The following is an 18328-nucleotide window of genomic DNA, read 5'->3' on the forward strand; positions in this document are numbered from 1 at the left end:
GGCTCGGCGCCGGTGGATGTCGGCGACCCGCGGCAAGATGGTGCCGTGACCGACACCGAACCCCCCGTCGACGCCGCCCAGCTGGACGAGACCGCGGCCCGGCGCCGCTGGACCGAGCTGGTGGCGCTGATCGAGGAGGACCAGGCCGCGTACTACGAGCAGGACGCGCCCCGGGTCTCCGACGCCGAGTACGACGCCCGCCTGCGCGAGCTCGCCGACATCGAGGCCGCCCACCCGGCCCTACGCGTCCCGGAGTCGCCGACCCGACGGGTCGGGGGGCGCCCGGCGTCCGGGTTCACCACGGTCGAGCACGTCGAACGGATGCTCTCGCTGGACAACGTGTTCAGCACCGAGGAGCTGCAGGCCTGGGACGCCCGGGTCGCGCGGGACGTCGGCGAGCCGGGCGGCGCCGTCGGCTACCTGTCCGAGGTGAAGATCGACGGGCTGGCGATCGCGCTGCTGTACGAGCGCGGGCGGCTGGTCCGCGCCGCCACCCGTGGCGACGGCCGCACCGGTGAGGACATCACGGCCAACGCGCTGCGGATCGCGCAGATCCCCCACGAGCTCCAGGGCAGCGACCACCCCGACGTCGTCGAGGTCCGTGGCGAGGTCTTCATCCCGGTGGAGTCCTTCGCCCGGCTCAACGAGCTGCAGGCGCAGCTGCGGGACCGGGTGGTCGCCGAGGCGCGGGAACGCGCCGGCTCCCGCAGCGGCACGGCACAGGAGTTCGACGACGAGCGTGCCCGCGTCGCCGCGCTGCGCCGGTTCCCCCAGTTCGCCAACCCGCGCAACGCGGCGGCCGGCGGACTGCGCCAGCTCCTGGACAAGAAGGAGGGCCCAGAGCTCGAGGCCGGCCTCGCCCGGGTGGAGTCGCTGCGCATGTACGCCCACGGCGTGGGTGCGCTGCAGTGGACCGAGAGCGAGCACGAGGAGCTGGCCAACCAGTCCGACGCGTACGCCCTGTTCGAGCAGTGGGGCATCCCCGTCTCCCCGCACAACCGTGTCGTCCAGGGCGTCGACGGCGTGCTGGAGATGATCGAGCACTTCGCCGAGCACCGGCACGACATCGAGCACGAGCTGGACGGCATCGTCGTCAAGGTGGACGCGCTGGCCGACCAGCGCCGCCTCGGCACCACCAGCCGCGCCCCCCGCTGGGCCATCGCCTACAAGTACCCGCCCGAGGAGGTCACCACACGCCTGGTCGCGATCCAGGTGGGTGTCGGGCGCACCGGTCGGGCGACGCCCTACGCCGTCATGGAACCGGTGACCGTCGCGGGCTCCACCGTGCGTCAGGCGACCCTGCACAACCAGGACGTCGTACGCGCCAAGGGCGTGCGGATCGGCGACATGGTGGTGCTCCGCAAGGCGGGCGACGTCATCCCCGAGATCCTCGGCCCGGTCACGGCGCTCGCCGACGACGGCCACCCCCGCGAGGACTTCGTGATGCCGGCGGACTGCCCCGAGTGCGGCACGCCCCTGCGGCCCATGAAGGAGGGGGACGTCGACCTGCGCTGCCCGAACGCCGAGTCCTGCCCCGCGCAGGTCCGCGGACGGGTGGAGCACATCGGCTCGCGGGGCGGCCTGGACGTCGACGCCCTCGGCGAGGTGACCGCCGCGGCACTCACCCAGCCCCTCGAGCCTGCCGAGCCACCGTTGCGCACCGAGGCGCGGCTCTTCGACCTCACCCTCGACGAGCTCGCTCCGATCAAGGCGGTCGTCCGTGACGCGGAGACCGGACTGCCCAAGGAGTGGGACGGACGCGGGGAGTCCGCCGAGGTCCCGATGCCCGACGGCTCCACCGCCACCGTCAAGGTCGTGCGCCCCTTCCAGAAGAGGCGCAAGCTGTCACGAGCCGCCGAGCGCGAGGCCCTCGACGCCGGCGAGTCGCTGTACGAGCCGAACGCGCAGGCCACCAAGCTCCTCGACGAGCTCGGACGCGCCCGCACCAAGGACCTCTGGCGCATCCTCGTCTCCCTCAACATCCGGCACGTCGGCCCCGTGGCGGCACGGGCGCTCGCGGACTGGTTCGGCTCGCTGGACGCCGTGCGCGCGGCGTCCCAGGAGGACCTGGCGGCCGTCGACGGCGTCGGCCCGGTGATCGCGGACGAGCTGATCGCCTGGTTCGAGGTCCCGTGGCACCGCGAGATCGTGGAGGCGTGGGAGCGTGCCGGGGTGCGGTTCGAGACCCCGGGGCACCCGGGCCCGGCAGCCATGGCCGAGAAGGTGGCCGACGGTCCGACCGGCCCGCTGGCCGGGCTGACCGTGGTGGTGACGGGCTCGTTGGAGGGCTACACCCGCGACGGCGCCAAGGAGGCGATCCTGGAGGCCGGGGGCAAGGCGGCCGGGTCCGTGTCGAAGAGGACCGACTACGTCGTGGTGGGGGAGAACGCCGGGTCCAAGGCCGCCAAGGCCGAGGAGCTGGGGGTGCCGATCCTCGACGAGGCCGGGTTCACCGCCCTGCTGCAGGGCGGTCCGGGAGCGCTCGGGACCACCTGAGGAGGTCAGCGGGGGCCGCGCGCCGCCCAGAGCAACCCGCGCCGCACCATCTCGTGGACGGTCGGCTCCTGCAGCTCGGTGACGGAGTGTCCGAGCGTGCAGGCGAAGATCTTCCCCTTGCCCCAGCGGCGGGTCCAGGTCACCGGGACGGTGACCGGCTCGTGCCACGGGACGGTGGGGCGCGGGGCGTGCGTCGTGGTCATGAGCACGTCGCAGGCGGCGTCCGTCTGGACCCAGTACTGCTCGGTGCGCAGCGCGAGCCGAGGGGGCAGGCCCGCGACGATCTCGTGGTCGGCGCGCTCGGGACGGACGTCGACCTCGTGGTCGATCGTGTCGTCCGGGTGCGCGACGAACTGTCCGCCCACGAGCAGGTGGTAGTCGGTGGCGTTGCGGAACGCGTCGAGCAGGCCGCCGTGCCAGCCGGCCAGGCCGGTGCCGTTCTCCACCGCCACCCGCAGCCCGTGCATCTCGTCGGCGAGGATGTCGCCCACCGTCCACGACTGGACCACCAGGTCGGTCTGCGACATCACGGACTCGTCGGCGTAGACCTCGAGCGCGGTCTCGATCTGGACGTCGAACCCTGCCTCGCGCAGGGCGGGGACGAAGAGCTCGGTGGTCCCGACGGGGTCGTGGCCCTCCCAGCCGCCGCGGACGACGAGGGCGGTGCGGGTGGTCACGATGCCTCCTGGGTGGTGATGAGCGCCTCGACCGAGGCGGGTGCCAGGTACTGCTCGGTGACCAGGGTCGCGGCCCCGACCACGCCGGCCTGCGCGCCGGCGCCGGAGCCGACGATGCGCAGGTGCTGCGTGGCCAGCGGCAGCGAGCGTTGGTAGACGACCTCGCGGATGCCGGCCATGAGGTGCTCGCCGGCTCCGGCGAGGATCCCACCGATCACGATACGCGCCGGGTTGAGCAGGCTGACCGAGGCGGCGAGCACCGAGCCGATGTCGCGTCCCGCCTGCCGCACGGCCTGGCCGGCGGCCACGTCCCCCGCCCTGACCAGGTCGACGATGTCGGTGGTCCCGCTGACCGTGGCCCCCTGGTCCCGCAGTCGCTGGGCGATGGACAGGCCCCCGGCGACGGCCTCGAGGCAGCCCACGTTGCCGCAGCGGCACGGGATGTCGGCGGCGCCGGGGACGGTCACGTGGCCGATGTCCCCGGCGGCGCCCTGGGCGCCGCGACGGATCCTGCCGTCGAGGATGACCCCGGCGCCGATGCCCGTGGCGACCTTGACGAACAGCAGGTCGTCGACGTCGGGGCAGACGGTGCGGTGCTCGCCGAGGGCCATGATGTTGACGTCGTTGTCGACCATCACGGGTGCGCCGAGCCGGGCGTGCAGCTCGGCGGGGACGTCGGTGCCGTCCCAGCCCGGCATGATCGGCGGGCTGGCGGGGCGTCCGGTGGTGTGGTCGACGGGGCCGGGCAGACCGACGCCGATGCCGGCGAGCTCGCCCACGTCCCGGCCGGCCTGGGCCACGAGCTTCGCCCCGGCCTCCGCCACCCAGCTCAGGACGTGCTCGGGACCGTCGGCGATCGCCAGGGGCTCGTCGAGGAGCGTCAGCGGAGTCCCGGACAGGTCGGTCACGGCGAGCCGGGCGTGCGTGGCACCGAGGTCGACACCGAGCACGATCCGGTTGTGCGGGTCGAACGCGAACGTCGACGGCGGGCGGCCGCCGGTGCTGGTGGCCTCGCCGGCCGGCGCGAGCAGCCCGACGGCGCACAGGGCGTCGATGCGTGCCGCGACGGTGGACCGGGACTGGCCGGTCTCGGTGACCAGGGAGGACCTGGTCCGGGGCCTGCCGTCACGGAACAGCTGGAACGTGTCGCCTGCTCCCGTGGGTCGCGGGGGAACTTGACCAGCCCTTCCATGAGCACAGTGAACCACGCCTCCTCGGGTGACACCTTCTGGGTCCACGACTACATCACGACGATGTAACGATCCCAAAGTACCGGAACTTATGATTGACGGTGAACAGAAGTCGTGTCTAGATTCATCGCATGGTCACCGAAGACCCCCCAGCACCGCTGCTGCAGATGCAAGGAATCGTCAAGCACTTCCCGGGCGCCAAGGCGCTGGACGGCGTCGATCTGGACGTCCTGCCCGGAGAGGTCCACTGCCTCCTCGGCCAGAACGGCGCGGGCAAGTCCACCCTCATCAAGGTGCTCGCCGGCGCGCACCAGCCCACCGCGGGCACGATCCTCCTCGACGGGCAGCAGATCCAGTTCCCGCACCCCGACGCGGCGCTCGAGCACGGCGTCGCGACGATGTACCAGGAGCTCGACGTCGTCGACGGCCTGACCGTCGCGGAGAACATCTACCTCGGTCACGAGCTGGACCGCGTCGGGTTCACCCGGCGTCGCGACGTCGCATGCCGGACCCGCGAGGTCATGGAACGGCTCGGACACCCCGAGATCGCCCCCCATCGCGAGGTCGCGACGCTGTCGGCAGCGGGCAAGCAGGTCGTCTCCATGGCCCGAGCCCTGTCCCGGGAGGCCCGGGTGATCGTCATGGACGAACCCTCCGCCGTCCTGGACTCGGGGGAGGTGGACAACCTCTTCCGCGTCGTCGAGGAGCTCACCGCCCAGGGCATCGCGATCATCTACATCTCCCACCGGCTCGACGAGATCCGTCGGATCGGCGACCGCATCACCGTCCTCAAGGACGGCGTCACGGTCGGGCGGAACCTGCCGGTCGCGTCGACGCCCACCAAGGAGCTCATCCGGCTCATGACGGGCAAGAACGTCGAGTACTCGTTCCCGGTGCGCCCCGGCGTCGCCGAGGACGCCCCGACCCGGCTCGTGGTCGACGGGCTCGGGCTCTCCGGCACCTTCGAGGACGTCTCGCTGACGGTCCGGGCGGGGGAGATCGTCGGACTGGCCGGCCTCGTCGGTTCCGGCAGGTCGGAGATCCTGGAGACGATCTACGGCGCCCGTCGCGCGACGGCGGGGACGGTCAGCCTCGACGGGACAGATCTGCGGCACGGCTCCGTGTCCCGGGCGGTGGGAGCCGGCATCGGGCTGGCGCCCGAGGAGCGCAAGAGCCAGGGCCTCGTCCTCGACGAGCCCGTCTACCGGAACATCACGTTGTCGACCTTCGCCCGGATGGCGCGCGGCGGCTGGCTCGACGAGCGGGCCGAACGAGCGGCCGCCGCCGAGCAGGCCGCCGCCCTCGACCTGCGACCCCTGGACGTCGACCGCGCGATCCGCACCCTGTCCGGCGGCAACCAGCAGAAGGCCATGCTCGCGCGCTGGCTGGTGCACGGCTGCGAGGTGCTGCTCCTGGACGAACCCACCCGCGGGGTCGACGTCGGCGCACGGTCGGAGATCTACGCCCTCGTGCGCCGTCTCGCCGACGCCGGGACCGCCGTCCTCGTCGTCTCCAGCGAGATCCCCGAAGTCCTGGGCCTTGCCGACCGCGTCCTCGTGATCTCCGAGGGGCGGGTCGTGCACACCGGGCCCACCGAATCGATCGACGAGCACCAGGTGCTCGACCTGGTCATGGAAGGAAGTGCCGCGTGAGCGAGCAGCCGACGTCTCCGAAGCCGGCGGACGACGCCCCAGCACCGACGGCCGCGGTCCGCCGCGATCACCGCGGGATGTCCGGGGCGACCGTCCGCAACCTGGGTCTGGTCGCGGCCCTCGTGCTGCTCTGCCTGGTGGGTTTCCTCACCGGTGGCGAGCGGTTCGCGAGCCTGACCAACATGACGATCATCCTCAGCCTCGCCTCCGTGACGGGCGTGATGGCCATCGGCATGACCTTCGTCATCACCACCGGCGGCATCGACCTGTCCGTGGGGTCGGTGCTCGGCCTGACCACGGTGTGGGCCTCGACGCTCGCGACGCAGGACATGGCCGACCAGTACGGCTGGATCGTCATGGTCGGCTGCGCGCTCCTCGTGGGCCTGGCGGCCGGACTCGTGAACGGCGTGATCATCGCCTACGGCAACGTGGTCGCGTTCATCGCGACTCTCGCGATGCTCGTCGCGGCCCGCGGCCTGGCGGAGCTCATCGCGAACCGCCGCACGCAGATCGTCGACCAGCCCTCCTTCGAGAACGCCTTCCAGGGCGACCTCCTGGGGGTGCCGAAGATCGTGTGGATCTTCGCGCTCGTCGTCGTCGCCGGCTGGTTCCTGCTCAACCGCACGACCTTCGGCCGTCGCACCGTCGCCGTCGGCGGCAACCCCGAGGCCGCCCGCCTGGCCGGCATCAAGGTCAAGCGGCACCTCATGTACGTCTACGGGCTCGCCGGGCTCACCGTCGGGATCGGCGGCGTCATGCTGCTGGCCCGCACGGGGGCCGGCTCGTCGACCAACGGCATGCTCATCGAGCTCGACGTCATCGCCGCGGTCGTCGTCGGCGGCACGCTCCTGGCCGGCGGGCGCGGCACCATCGTCGGCACCGTCATCGGCGTCCTGATCTTCGCGACGCTCACGAACATCTTCATCATCAACAACCTCGACAGCTCGGTGCAGCAGATCGCCAAGGGAGCGATCATCGTCGGCGCCGTGCTGCTCCAGCAGCGGATCTCGAAGCCGTCGAGATCGAGCTGACTCACCTCCATCACCACCAGCACCACCAGCACGACCAGCACCACCCACCCCGCACGACCGGACCGAATCGAGGAAGATCACATGTCCGCACGCACGAACCGCACCAAGCGCATGCTCGGCGTCCCCGCTGCCCTTGCCGCCTCGGCACTCCTGCTGACCGCCTGCGTCAGCAACGAACCCGCCGAGGAGGAGTCCGAGTCGATGTCCGACGGCGGCGGCGACTCCGCCGCCATGTCCGACAACGACGCACCGGGCGACGCCGTCGTCATCGGCTTCTCCGCCCCCGCGGCCGACCACGGCTGGATGGGCGCGATCACCTCCGCGGCCGAGGCCGAGGCCGAGAACTACGAGGACGTCGAGCTCCGCGTCGCGGAGGGCACGAACGACGTCAACGTGCAGATCAGCCAGATCGAGGGCTTCATCGCCGACGGCGTGGACGCCATCGTGCTGCTGCCCTTCGACGGCGCGGCCCTCACGGACGTCGCGACCCAGGCGATGGAGGCCGGCATCCCGGTCATCAACGTCGACCGCGAGTTCTCCAGCCCGTTCGCCGCGCGTTCCACCGTGCTGGGCGACAACTACGGCATGGGCGTCTCGGCCGGGCAGTACATCTGCGAGCAGATCGGCGACGACCCCGACGCCGTGGTCGCCGAGATCCAGGGCATCGCCTCCCTGCCCCTCACCCAGGACCGCAGCCAGGGCTTCGAGGACGCGCTGTCCGACTGCGGTCAGGACGTCGACAACCAGGTCGCCGCGGAGTTCACCGTGCAGAGCGGTGAGTCGGTGACGGCGAACCTGCTCCAGGCGGCGCCGGAGATCGACGCCATCTGGAACCACGACGACGACCAGGGCGTCGGCGTGCTGCAGGCGATCGAGAACGCCGGGCGCGACGAGTTCTTCATGGTCGGCGGTGCCGGTTCGGCCAACATGATGCGGGAGATCGAGAGCGGCGACTCCGTCGTGCAGGCCACCGTCGTCTACCCGGCCACCCAGGCCGCGGACGGCATCAAGCTCGCCCGGCTCGTCGCGCACGGGAAGAGCATGAGCGACCTGGAGTCCTCGAGCGTGCCCCGCACCGTCCAGCTCTTCGCGCCCGTCGTGACGGCGGACAACGTGAGCGAGTTCCTGCCCAGCGCGTTCGAGTCCTGACCCGACTCCACCACGACCCGGCGGCGGGGTACGGCACGGTCCTGCCCCGCCGCCGCGGCCGCCGCTGCCCACGGGCGGCGGGCCGCGACCACGACCGGAAGGACCACTGACATGGCTGATGCACCAGCTCGCCTGGGCGTCGGGATGGTCGGCTACTCGTTCATGGGTGCCGCTCACTCCCAGGCGTGGCGGACGGCCCCCCACTTCTTCGACCTGCCGCTGCGGCCCGAGATGACGGCCGTCGTCGGCCGCGACCACGAGCGCGTGACGGCAGCGGCCGCACGTCTCGGCTGGGACTCGGCCGAGACGGACTGGCGGCGTCTCCTCGAACGTGACGACGTCGACCTGGTCGACGTCTGCACCCCCGGGGACACCCACGCCGAGATCGCGGTCGCCGCGCTGGACGCCGGCAAGCACGTCCTGTGCGAGAAGCCGTTGGCGAACTCCGTGGCCGAGGCCGAGCAGATGGTCGAGGCCGCCGAGCGGGCCGCCGCGCGCGGCGTGCGCGCGATGGTCGGCTTCACCTACCGCCGCGTCCCGGCGATCCAGCTGGCGCGCAAGCTCGTCGCCGACGGCCGCATCGGCCAGGTGCGGCACGTGCGCGCCCAGTACCTGCAGGACTGGCTCTCGGACCCCACCGCCCCGTTGACGTGGCGGATGGACAAGGACAAGGCCGGCTCCGGGGCGCTCGGGGACATCGGTGCCCACATCGTCGACCTGACGCAGTTCATCACCGGCGAGCAGATCGTCGCGGTGACGGGGATGCTCGAGACGTTCGTGACCGAGCGGCCCGTCGCCACCGCGTCGTCCGGCCTGTCCGCGACCGGCGGGGAGGAGACCGGACCGGTGACGGTGGACGACGCCGCCAGCTTCCTGGCGCGGATGTCCGGTGGTGGGCTGGGGGTCTTCGAGGCCACCCGGTTCGCCCAGGGACGCAAGAACGCCATCCGCATCGAGATCAACGGCTCCCAGGGCTCGCTCGCGTTCGACTTCGAGGACATGAACGTCCTGCACCACTACGACGCCGAGGAGCCCGGCGAGACGGCCGGCTTCCGTCGGATCGTCGTCACCGAGGCCGACCACCACGCCTATGTCGCGGCCTGGTGGCCCCCCGGGCACGGCCTCGGGTACGAGCACGCGTTCACCCACCAGGTCGTGGACCTCGTCGGGGCGATCGCCGCGGGTCACGATCCCGCGCCGTCGTTCCGTGACGGGCTCCGCGTCCAGCGGGTGCTGGACGCGGTCGAGCGCAGTGCCGCGCAGGGCACCTGGCTCGACGTCTGACCGGCTGACCGACCACGGGAGGAGGTCGACGCACACCGACGCACGACCGACCGGTCCCACCACGTCCGGGCCGACGTGAGCGGGCGCCGCGGAGCGCACAAGCATCAGCACCACTGACCCAGACCGAAGGAGTTCCTGGTGAGTACAGTGCTCAGAGCACGCTCGCGCGCTGCGAGGAGAGGTGTCGCCGCCGCGCTGGCGGCCGCCGTCGCCCTGCCGCTCTCGTGGGCCGGCGCCGGCGCCGCACAGGCGGCCGACGCCGCACCCTCGGCCGAGGCCGCACCCGCACCCGCCGCCGAGGCGGCGGCCGAGGAGTTCGACGTCCTCGTCTTCTCCAAGACGGCGGGCTTCCGCCACGGTTCGATCCCGGCCGGCATCTCGGCCATCCAGCAGCTCGGTACCGACAACGGCTTCACCGTCACGGCGACGGAGGACGCCGGTGCCTTCACCACCGAGAACCTCGAGCAGTACGAGGCCGTGGTCTTCCTGTCGACCACGGGTGACGTCCTGAACGACACCCAGCAGGCCGCGTTCGAGGAGTACATCCAGGCGGGTGGCGGCTACGCCGGCATCCACGCCGCCTCCGACACCGAGTACGAGTGGCCGTGGTACGGCGAGCTGGTCGGCGCCTACTTCGCCGGTCATCCCGCGCAGCAGGACGCCACCGTCAAGGTGGAGGACCACGCCCACCCCTCGACCGAGCACCTGCCGGAGCGGTGGGACAGGTTCGACGAGTGGTACAACTTCCGTTCGGACCCCCGTGACGAGGTCCACGTGCTCGCGTCCCTCGACGAGAGCACGTACAGCGCCGGCGGGACGGCGATGGGTGCCGAGCACCCGATCGCCTGGTGCCACAACTTCGAAGGTGGCCGGTCCTGGTACACCGGCGGCGGTCACACCGACGCCTCGTTCGCCGAGCCGGAGTTCGTCGAGCACCTGCTCGGCGGTATCCGGACGGCCGCCGGCGTCGTCGACAGCGACTGCAACGCGACCCAGACGGCCAGCTACGAGCAGGTCACGCTCGACGACGAGACGCAGAACCCGATGGTGCTCGACGTGGCACCGAACGGTGACGTGTTCTACGCGGAGCGGGACGGGCGCGTGCGGGTCATCGGCGCCGCGTCGGGCGTGACGACCACCGCGCTGTCGCTCGGCGTCACCCAGGGGAACGAGGACGGGCTGCTCGGTCTCGTGCTCGACCCCGACTTCGAGACCAACGGGTGGATCTACCTCTACTGGTCGCCGTCGGACGTGGGGGAGGACGGACCGCACAACCGGATCTCCCGCTTCACCTACGACCCGGGCACCCAGAGCATCGACCCGGCCTCGCAGGTCAAGGTGCTCGTCGTCGAGACCCAGCGGGAGACCTGCTGCCACGCCGGTGGTGACATGGTGTTCGACGACGCGGGCAACCTGATCCTGGCCACGGGGGACAACACCAACCCGTTCCAGTCGAACGGCTACACGCCGATCGACGAGCGTGCCGGCGAGGAGAACTTCGACGCCCAGCGGACGTCGGCGAACACCAACGACCTGCGCGGCAAGATCGTGCGGATCACGCCTCAGGAGGACGGTTCGTACACGGTGCCGGCCGGCAACCTGTTCGAGCCCGGCACGGACCTGACCCGCCCGGAGATCTACGCGATGGGCTTCCGCAACCCGTTCCGCATCGACCTGGACGCCCGGAGCGGCAACATCCTGGTCGGCGACTACGGACCGGACAACCGCAACGCCAACCCGAACCGTGGCCCGGCGGGCACCGTCGAGTGGAACGTCGTCGCGGAGCCGGGCAACTACGGCTGGCCGTACTGCACCGGAGACCTGGACGCGTACGTCGACTACGACTTCGCCACCGGCCAGTCCGGGGAGGCGTTCGACTGCGCGGCACCGGTGAACGACTCGCCGAACAACACCGGTCTTGCCGAGCTGCCGCCGGTGATCGGCGCCGAGATCCCGTACGACAAGGACGGTTCGGAGGTCTCGCCGGAGATCGGTGCCGGTGGTGCCCCGATGGCGGGCCCGACGTACGACTACGACGCCGCCCTGGACTCGGACTACAAGTGGCCCGAGTACTGGGACGGCAAGGCCCTCTTCGGCGAGTGGAACCAGGGTCGGATGTACTCGATCCAGCTCTCCGCCGACGACCGGGAGGACGTCGTCGACGTCAACCGGATCCTCCCGGGGATCTTCGACTCCTCAGCGGGCTTCAACCGGCCGATGGACTTCGAGTTCGGCCCGGACGGCGTGCTCTACATGGTCGACTGGGGTGCCGGCTTCGGCGGCAACAACGACTCCTCGGGCATCTTCAAGGTCAACTACGTCCAGGGTGACCCGGCCCCGATCGCTCGTGCGTCCGCGGACGTCACCAGCGGGGCCGCTCCCTTGACGGTGCAGTTCTCCTCCGAGGGCACGCGACACCCTGCCGGCGAGGCGATCTCGCTGCAGTGGACCTTCGGCGACGGCACCGCGCCGTCGACCGAGGCGAACCCGACGCACACCTACTCCGAGAACGGCTCGTACACCGCGCAGCTCACGGTGACGGCCGCGAACGAGAAGGTCAGCACGGCGAACGTGACGATCGTCGTGGGCAACGAAGCGCCCACGGTGTCGATTACGTTCCCGGAGAACGGGGGCTTCTTCGAGTTCGGTGACCAGGTGGCCTACGAGGTCGAGGTCACGGACCCCGACGGCGAGGTCGACTGCTCCGAGGTCACCCTCTACACGTCGCTCGGTCACGACACCCACGCCCACCCGTTCGAGGAGCTCACGGGCTGCTCGGGGATGCTCCAGACGGCGCGGGACGAGGGCCACGGGATCTCGGAGAACATCTTCTGGGTCGTGGAGGCCACCTACACGGACGACGGCGGTGACGCCGGGGTGCCGCTGGGTGCCAACGACCTGCAGGTCCTGCAGCCGAAGACGCTCCAGGCGGAGTTCTTCACCTCGACGGGTCGTCTCGACGGCTCGACGTCCACCGGGACGGCCGGCGTGCAGACCGAGGAGACCGAGGACGAGGCCGGTGGCGGCCTCAACATCGGCTGGACCGAGGTCGACGACTGGTGGGCCTTCGAACCGGTGAGCCTGACCAACGTGGAGGCGATCTCGCTGCGCGCCTCGACGCCGGCCGCTTCGTCGCGCGTGTCCGTGCGCTGGGACGCTCCGGACGGTCCGGAGCTCGCCCAGGTCACCGTGCCGGGCACCGGTGGGTGGCAGAACTGGATCACCACCGACCTGGTCGAGATCGCCGACCCGCCCTCCGGGAGCGGGACGCTCTACTTCGTCGTTCTCGACGGCCGGATCAACGTCAACTGGGCCGAGTTCGACGGCCGTGGCGTCACGGACAACGTGCGCCCCGACGTCAGCCTCGAGGCCGACCCGGTGGCCGGCGACGCTCCGCTGACGGTCACGGCGACCGCCACCGCGTCGGACCCGGACGGTGACTCCGCGGAGCTCACCTACGCCTGGGACACCGGTCTCGGTGACGGGTTCGTCGAGGGCACGTCCACGTTCGAGCACACGTACGCCGAGGCGGGCACGTACCGCCTCCAGGTGCGGGTGACCGATGCGGGCGGTGCCTACGCGACCGAGTACGTCGAGGTGACCGTCTCGGAGGTCGTCGTCCCGCCCGCCCTGTGCTTCTCGGGCCGGTCGGACGACTTCCTCGGCGACGAGCTCGACGAGGACCGCTGGACGACCGTGGTGCGCCGTGACCAGAACCTCGCGGTGTCCGACGGGAACCTGGTGATCCCGGCGACGAAGACCGACATCTACGGCGGCTCGGCCGACGACGTGTCGAACATCGTGCTGCAGGACCTGCCCGACGGTGACTTCACGGTCACCACCAAGGTGGACCTGGCGGCTCGGGTCAACTACCAGCAGGCTGGTCTCGTCCTGTACGCGGACGACGCCAACTACGTGAAGATGGTGGTCCAGGGACGCGGGACGTCCCCGAACGCGGGCTCCCGCATCTTCCAGCTGGCCACGGAGGTCGGAGGCGCCCCGTCGGAGATCAACACCCCGGCGGTCGGTGCCGACGTCGACGACACCGTGTACCTGCGTCTGACCCGCTCCGGCGAGTCGCTCGTCGGGTCGTACTCGACGGACGGCGTCACGTTCACCGACATGCCCGAGAGCACGACGACGGCGGACATCGTCGACCCGAAGATCGGGCTGACAGCGTTCGCCAACGGCAACTCGCCGGCCGACGTCATCGACGCACGGTTCGACTGGTTCTCGGTCACCCCTGACGACACCGCGGTGGAGGCAGGGCCGGACGACGAGTTCGAGGGCGACCAGCTCGACGGTTGCCGCTGGGCCGTGGTCCGCGAGGACCCGACCGGGTATCGGGTGAGCGACGGTTCGCTCGAGATCGACACGACCGCCACGGACGTCTACGGGCCGGACAACACCGGGACGCCGAACATCGTCGTCCAGGACCAGCCCGACGGTGACTGGACGATCGAGACCAAGGTCGACGTCTCCGACCTCGACCAGCGCTGGCAGCAGGCGGGTCTTCTCGTGTACGGCGACGACGACAACTACGTCAAGCTCGACTACCTGGCGAAGAACCAGCCCGGTGGGACGGCCGGCGCCAACCTGGAGCTGCGCTCCGAGCAGGACGCCTCGGCCGGAGGGCCGACGGTCCTGGACGTGACCGGTGACGTCTGGTACCTGCGACTGGCCAAGGAGGGGGCGACGTTCTCGGCGTCGTACTCCACCGACGGCGAGGAGTGGGAGGAGTTCCCGGACGGCGTCACCAACGAGTCCCTCGACGACGCCAAGGTCGGTCTGTACGCCCTCGGTGGTGTGCAGCAGTCCTCGTCGACGGCCGCCTTCGACTACTTCCGCGTGGTCGGGGACGACGTCGAGCCGCTGACGGTCACCGGGTCGCTCGACCCGGCGGCCCCGGACGGCGAGGACGGTGCCTACACCGGACCGGTGACGATCTCGATCGACACCGCGGGGGGCCCGGAGGGCGTGCTCGTGTACCGCGAGTACAACCTCGACGGTGAGGGTTGGGCGGAGTACACCGCGCCGATCGAGGTCGCCGAACCGGGGGAGCACACCGTCCAGGTGCGCGCCTCGGCCGGGGACCAGAACGTCGTCGGGGAGTCGCTCACCTTCACCATCGCCGAGCCGGCCGTGCTGGAGGCGGCTCCGGCCGTGACCGTGCACCAGTCGAGCTGCACCGTCGTGGACGGGGCGTTCGAGCAGGTGAACGGTTCGGTGGTCGGTACCGAGACGGACGGCGTGGCCCGCTACGTCGTCAAGGACGCCGACGACTCCGGCCGGTACGTGCGTGCCGGGGACATGTCTCCCGGCGAGTACCTCGTGCGCGCCTGGCCGGCCGAGGGCTACACCCTCGTCCCGGGCGACGGCTGGAAGGAGATCTTCCAGGGACGTCTCGAGCTGTCGGTCACGATCGACGCCTTCGACTGCCCGACGGCGACCCCCGTGGTCACCGTCACGCAGCCGACGTGCGCGGTCGACGCCGACGGCGAGAACGTCCGCACCGGTGGTTCGCTCACCGGTGAGCCGGTCGAAGGCGTCAAGGGGTACGTGGTGCACAACTGGGTGGACGGGGACCTGAACGACGGCAAGCCGTCGGACCTTCAGGACCTCGCTCCGGGCCAGTACCACGTGATCGCCACGCCCGACGCCGACCACCTCCTCGAGGTGGACGGCGAGTGGAGGACGAGCCCGTCGGGCAAGGCGACCCTCGTGGTGACGATCGAGGGCTACGGCTGCGACCGGGTCCCTGCGGTGGACCTCGTCCAGCCGAGCTGCGACGCCGACGCCACGACGACCGGCGCGCTGAGCCCGGTCGACGTCGTCGGGGTCAAGGGCTACGTCGTCCACCGCTGGGTGGACGGCAAGGCCGACGGCAAGCCCGCCGACCTGGGCGCCCTGGCGCCGGGGCAGTACCGGGTGATCGCCACGCCGGAGACCGGGACCGAGCTCGAGGTGGAGGGCGACTGGACCCTCAGCCCGTCGGGCAAGGCCGTCGTCATCGTGACCGTCGCGGGGGTGACCTGCGGCTGACATGACCGCGGGGAGCCGCGCCGTTCGCGGCTCCCCGCACCGTCGCCACCCGGGTACCGGGAACGCCGCACGGTCTCCCGGCCCGGGGACGACGGTGCGGTCGGTACCAGGGGTGGTGACATCGCCGACCTGGTGTCGGCAAGCTCTCGGCGCAGGGCGGTGCGCTCCGCACCTGCGCCGAGGGCCCCTATCGAGGACGAGCGACGAGGAGCAGGACTGATGAGGACGCAACGTGGCGTGCTGGTCGACGGCAGGGCGATCGCACGAGCCGTGCTCGTGGCGGTTGTCGCGGTGCTCGCGGCGGCCTGGGCCCTGACGGCGACGCCGGCCGTGGCGCACGGCGGGGACGTGGCGGTCGACCTCGGCACCGATGGTGCCGGGGGCATCGATGCAGCCGTGACGTGGGCCGAGGACGGGCACCCGGTCGAGGAGACCGTGGACCTGACCGTGACCGCGGTCTCCGACGACGGGGAGGAGGTCGGGCCGATCCAGCTGCAGTCGGCGTCGGAGGGTGTCGGGTGGTACCGGTCCGAACCGGGAGTCCTCGGTGCGGGGCACTGGACGGTGACGATGTCCGCGACGGAGCCTGCCGAGTACGAGGGCGTGACCGAGATCGACGTCGCCCCTCCGCCGTCGCCGCCGGCTGCCGAGCCCTCCGCCGCACCGGACGTCGACGATGCGGCCGCCGACGCGCCTTCCGCCGACCAGGCGGCAGCGGGCGTCGGGACGAGCGACGGCCTGCCGACCTGGGCGATCACCGGCCTGGCGGTCCTGGCGGCCGCGGGCGCCGCGGGCGCCGTGCTCCTGCATCTTCGGCGTCGTGCGCGCTGAGAAGGCATTCCGCGGCCGACCGTGGACACATCAACGAGAGGAACGACCATGACACGACCGATCAGCCTCTTCACCGGCCAGTGGGCCGACCTGCCCCTGGAGGAGGTGGCGCGGCTCGCCGCCGGCTGGGGCTACGACGGCCTGGAGCTGTGCTGCTGGGGCGACCATCTCGACGTGTCCCGGTGGGACGACGCCGAGTACGTCCAGGGCCGCAAGGACCTCATGGCACGGCACGGCCTGCAGATCGTCGCCATCTCGAACCACCTCACCGGCCAGGCCGTCTGCGACGACCCGATCGACCGTCGGCACCAGGAGATCCTCTCGCCGGAGGTCTGGGGCGACGGCGACCCGGAGGGTGTCCGTCAGCGGGCGGCCGAGGCGATGAAGGACACGGCGCGCATGGCCGCGCAGCTCGGGGTGCGCACCGTCGTCGGGTTCACCGGGTCGTCGATCTGGAAGACGGTGGCCATGTTCCCGCCCGTGCCCGCCGACATGGTCGAGGCCGGCTACCAGGACTTCGCCGACCGGTGGAACCCCATCCTCGACGTCTTCGAGGAGGTCGGGGTGCGGTTCGCCCTGGAGGTCCACCCGAGCGAGATCGCCTACGACTACTGGACCGCGAAGCAGACGCTGGAGGCGATCGGGCACCGCGAGTCGTTCGGCCTCAACTGGGACCCGAGCCACATGGTGTGGCAGGACCTCGACCCGGTGAGCTTCCTGTGGGACTTCAAGGACCGCATCTACCACGTCCACTGCAAGGACACGAAGAAGCGGCTCAACGGCCGTAACGGGCGTCTGGGGTCGCACCTGGCGTGGGCGGACCCGCGCCGCGGCTGGGACTTCATCTCGACCGGGCACGGTGACGTGCCCTGGGAGGACGCGTTCCGGATGCTCAACGCGATCGGCTACGACGGTCCGCTGTCCGTGGAGTGGGAGGACGCCGGGATGGACCGCCTGGTCGGCGCGCCGGAGGGGCTGGAGTTCGTCCGACGCCTCGCGTTCGACGCCCCGGACGCCGCGTTCGACGCCGCGTTCTCGTCTCAGTGAGGAGCTGACGACCCGGGGGCGTGCAGCATGACCACGTCGTCGTGCTGCACGCCTCCCACGTCGTAGGTGCGCCGCCCCACCACCTCGAACCGGTGCTTGCGGTAGAAGGCCTGGGCGCGTTCGTTGCGACCGTTGGTGCCCAGCCAGAGGGGGCGCCCGGGTGCGAGCTCCGCCGCGGCCGCGACGGCGGTGGCCATCAGGGCGCCTGCGGTGCCGTCGCCCTGCCGGTCTGGGTGGACGTAGATCTTGGACAGCTCGACGTACGGTCCGGGTCCGGTCGCGGTGCTCAGGGTCTCCCGCTCCTGGGCGCCGTCGGGGAGACCTCGCACCAGCAGCGCGTAGCCGGCCGGGGCGCCGTCGTCGACCCCGACCAGGAGCGCACGGTCGGGGTCGCGGATCCAGCGTTCGACGTGGGCGGGGGTCAGGTGCGCGGCGATGTGCGCGGCCATGGTGGACACGCCGGTTCCCGGCGGGCAGGCGAGCGGGAACGTGAGGGCTGCCAGCCAGGCGATCTCGGCGGCCTCGTCGGGACGTGCGGGGCGGACGACGGCGGTGGTCACGTCGTCGAGACTAGCCCGCAGGACGTCGGCCATGCGGGCCTGGTGCGGTCCAGGACCGCCGGACGTGTGCACCGGACGACGGCCGACGACGGACCCCGGCGGGAGTCCTCGACAGTGCGGTGGAGCGGTGTGCGCCGGGTCACGCCCGGCGGACTTGGACCGACGCCGCAGGGCGTGTAATGTTCTCGAAGTCAGCCCGACGGGGAACGGACGCGAGAGCGGCCGACCGGGGCTGAAACCCACAACGCAAGATCACACGGTGCATCAGTGCGCCCTGCGGTCGAGCGGTGCGGGGCCGAGCTCACGAGATCGGCCGTCCAGCGAGCGAGAGCGAGTTGGACAGCGCGGGTCGGACCGGGTAAGGTTGAA

At 71.3% G+C, this 18328-nt stretch carries 11 protein-coding genes; 8 read left to right on the forward strand and 3 right to left on the reverse strand.

What is annotated here, in order from left to right; genetic code table 11:
* Window positions 1-45 precede the first annotated feature (45 nt).
* On the forward strand, window positions 46-2496 hold the full coding sequence (gene ligA / locus ACNHYB_RS15925; RefSeq protein ID WP_418276337.1) for an NAD-dependent DNA ligase LigA: 2451 nt from the start codon (window positions 46-48) through the stop codon (window positions 2494-2496).
* A 5-nt stretch (window positions 2497-2501) separates the two neighbouring features.
* On the opposite strand, the gene ACNHYB_RS15930 is transcribed toward ligA, so the two are convergent.
* Entirely contained in the window at window positions 2502-3173 is a 672-nt protein-coding gene (locus tag ACNHYB_RS15930) for a ThuA domain-containing protein (RefSeq protein WP_418276338.1), read from the reverse strand.
* On the reverse strand, window positions 3170-4381 hold the full coding sequence (locus ACNHYB_RS15935; RefSeq protein WP_418276339.1) for an ROK family protein: 1212 nt from the start codon (window positions 4379-4381) through the stop codon (window positions 3170-3172). The genes ACNHYB_RS15930 and ACNHYB_RS15935 overlap by 4 nt, the downstream gene beginning before the upstream one ends.
* 113 nt (window positions 4382-4494) lie before the next feature.
* On the opposite strand from ACNHYB_RS15935, the gene ACNHYB_RS15940 reads away from it, so the two are divergent.
* The 7 genes from ACNHYB_RS15940 (at window position 4495) to ACNHYB_RS15970 (ending at window position 17399) form a co-directional block, all read left to right on the forward strand.
* The gene (locus tag ACNHYB_RS15940) at window positions 4495-6015 is read left to right on the forward strand and encodes a sugar ABC transporter ATP-binding protein (protein ID WP_418276340.1); all 1521 of its coding nucleotides are present in this window, start codon (window positions 4495-4497) and stop codon (window positions 6013-6015) included.
* The gene (locus ACNHYB_RS15945) at window positions 6012-7046 is read left to right on the forward strand and encodes an ABC transporter permease (RefSeq protein WP_418276341.1); all 1035 of its coding nucleotides are present in this window, start codon (window positions 6012-6014) and stop codon (window positions 7044-7046) included. The genes ACNHYB_RS15940 and ACNHYB_RS15945 overlap by 4 nt, the downstream gene beginning before the upstream one ends.
* Before the next feature lie 81 nt (window positions 7047-7127).
* On the forward strand, window positions 7128-8195 hold the full coding sequence (locus ACNHYB_RS15950; protein WP_418276342.1) for a substrate-binding domain-containing protein: 1068 nt from the start codon (window positions 7128-7130) through the stop codon (window positions 8193-8195).
* A 111-nt stretch (window positions 8196-8306) separates the two neighbouring features.
* Window positions 8307-9479 (forward strand): Gfo/Idh/MocA family protein, encoded by a 1173-nt coding sequence (locus tag ACNHYB_RS15955; RefSeq protein ID WP_418276343.1) that lies wholly within the window; start codon window positions 8307-8309, stop codon window positions 9477-9479.
* Between the two features lie 138 nt (window positions 9480-9617).
* Window positions 9618-15521 carry a ThuA domain-containing protein gene (locus tag ACNHYB_RS15960; RefSeq protein WP_418276344.1) on the forward strand — a complete coding sequence of 1968 codons (5904 nt, stop codon included), beginning with the start codon at window positions 9618-9620 and terminating at the stop codon, window positions 15519-15521.
* A 219-nt stretch (window positions 15522-15740) separates the two neighbouring features.
* On the forward strand, window positions 15741-16352 hold the full coding sequence (locus ACNHYB_RS15965) for a hypothetical protein (protein ID WP_418276345.1): 612 nt from the start codon (window positions 15741-15743) through the stop codon (window positions 16350-16352).
* A 48-nt stretch (window positions 16353-16400) separates the two neighbouring features.
* Window positions 16401-17399 carry a sugar phosphate isomerase/epimerase family protein gene (locus tag ACNHYB_RS15970; protein ID WP_418276346.1) on the forward strand — a complete coding sequence of 333 codons (999 nt, stop codon included), beginning with the start codon at window positions 16401-16403 and terminating at the stop codon, window positions 17397-17399.
* Here the strand turns inward: ACNHYB_RS15970 and ACNHYB_RS15975 are convergent.
* Window positions 17393-17992 carry an N-acetyltransferase family protein gene (locus ACNHYB_RS15975; RefSeq protein ID WP_418276347.1) on the reverse strand — a complete coding sequence of 200 codons (600 nt, stop codon included), beginning with the start codon at window positions 17990-17992 and terminating at the stop codon, window positions 17393-17395. The genes ACNHYB_RS15970 and ACNHYB_RS15975 overlap by 7 nt on opposite strands.
* Window positions 17993-18328: the final 336 nt, after the last annotated feature.

The sequence above is a fragment of the Isoptericola jiangsuensis genome, from assembly GCF_048320105.1.
GTDB lineage: Bacteria > Actinomycetota > Actinomycetes > Actinomycetales > Cellulomonadaceae > Isoptericola > Isoptericola jiangsuensis_A.

What these genes read in the sequence shown, in the direction of transcription:
- ACNHYB_RS15940 (WP_418276340.1), top strand. Translation starts at nt 4,495, where the DNA reads ATGGTCACCGAAGACCCCCCAGCACCGCTGCTGCAGATGCAAGGAATC.
- ACNHYB_RS15950 (WP_418276342.1), top strand. Translation starts at nt 7,128, where the DNA reads ATGTCCGCACGCACGAACCGCACCAAGCGCATGCTCGGCGTCCCCGCT.
- ACNHYB_RS15955 (WP_418276343.1), top strand. Translation starts at nt 8,307, where the DNA reads ATGGCTGATGCACCAGCTCGCCTGGGCGTCGGGATGGTCGGCTACTCG.
- ACNHYB_RS15965 (WP_418276345.1), top strand. Translation starts at nt 15,741, where the DNA reads ATGAGGACGCAACGTGGCGTGCTGGTCGACGGCAGGGCGATCGCACGA.
- ACNHYB_RS15970 (WP_418276346.1), top strand. Translation starts at nt 16,401, where the DNA reads ATGACACGACCGATCAGCCTCTTCACCGGCCAGTGGGCCGACCTGCCC.
- ACNHYB_RS15975 (WP_418276347.1), bottom strand. Translation starts at nt 17,992, where the DNA reads ATGGCCGACGTCCTGCGGGCTAGTCTCGACGACGTGACCACCGCCGTC.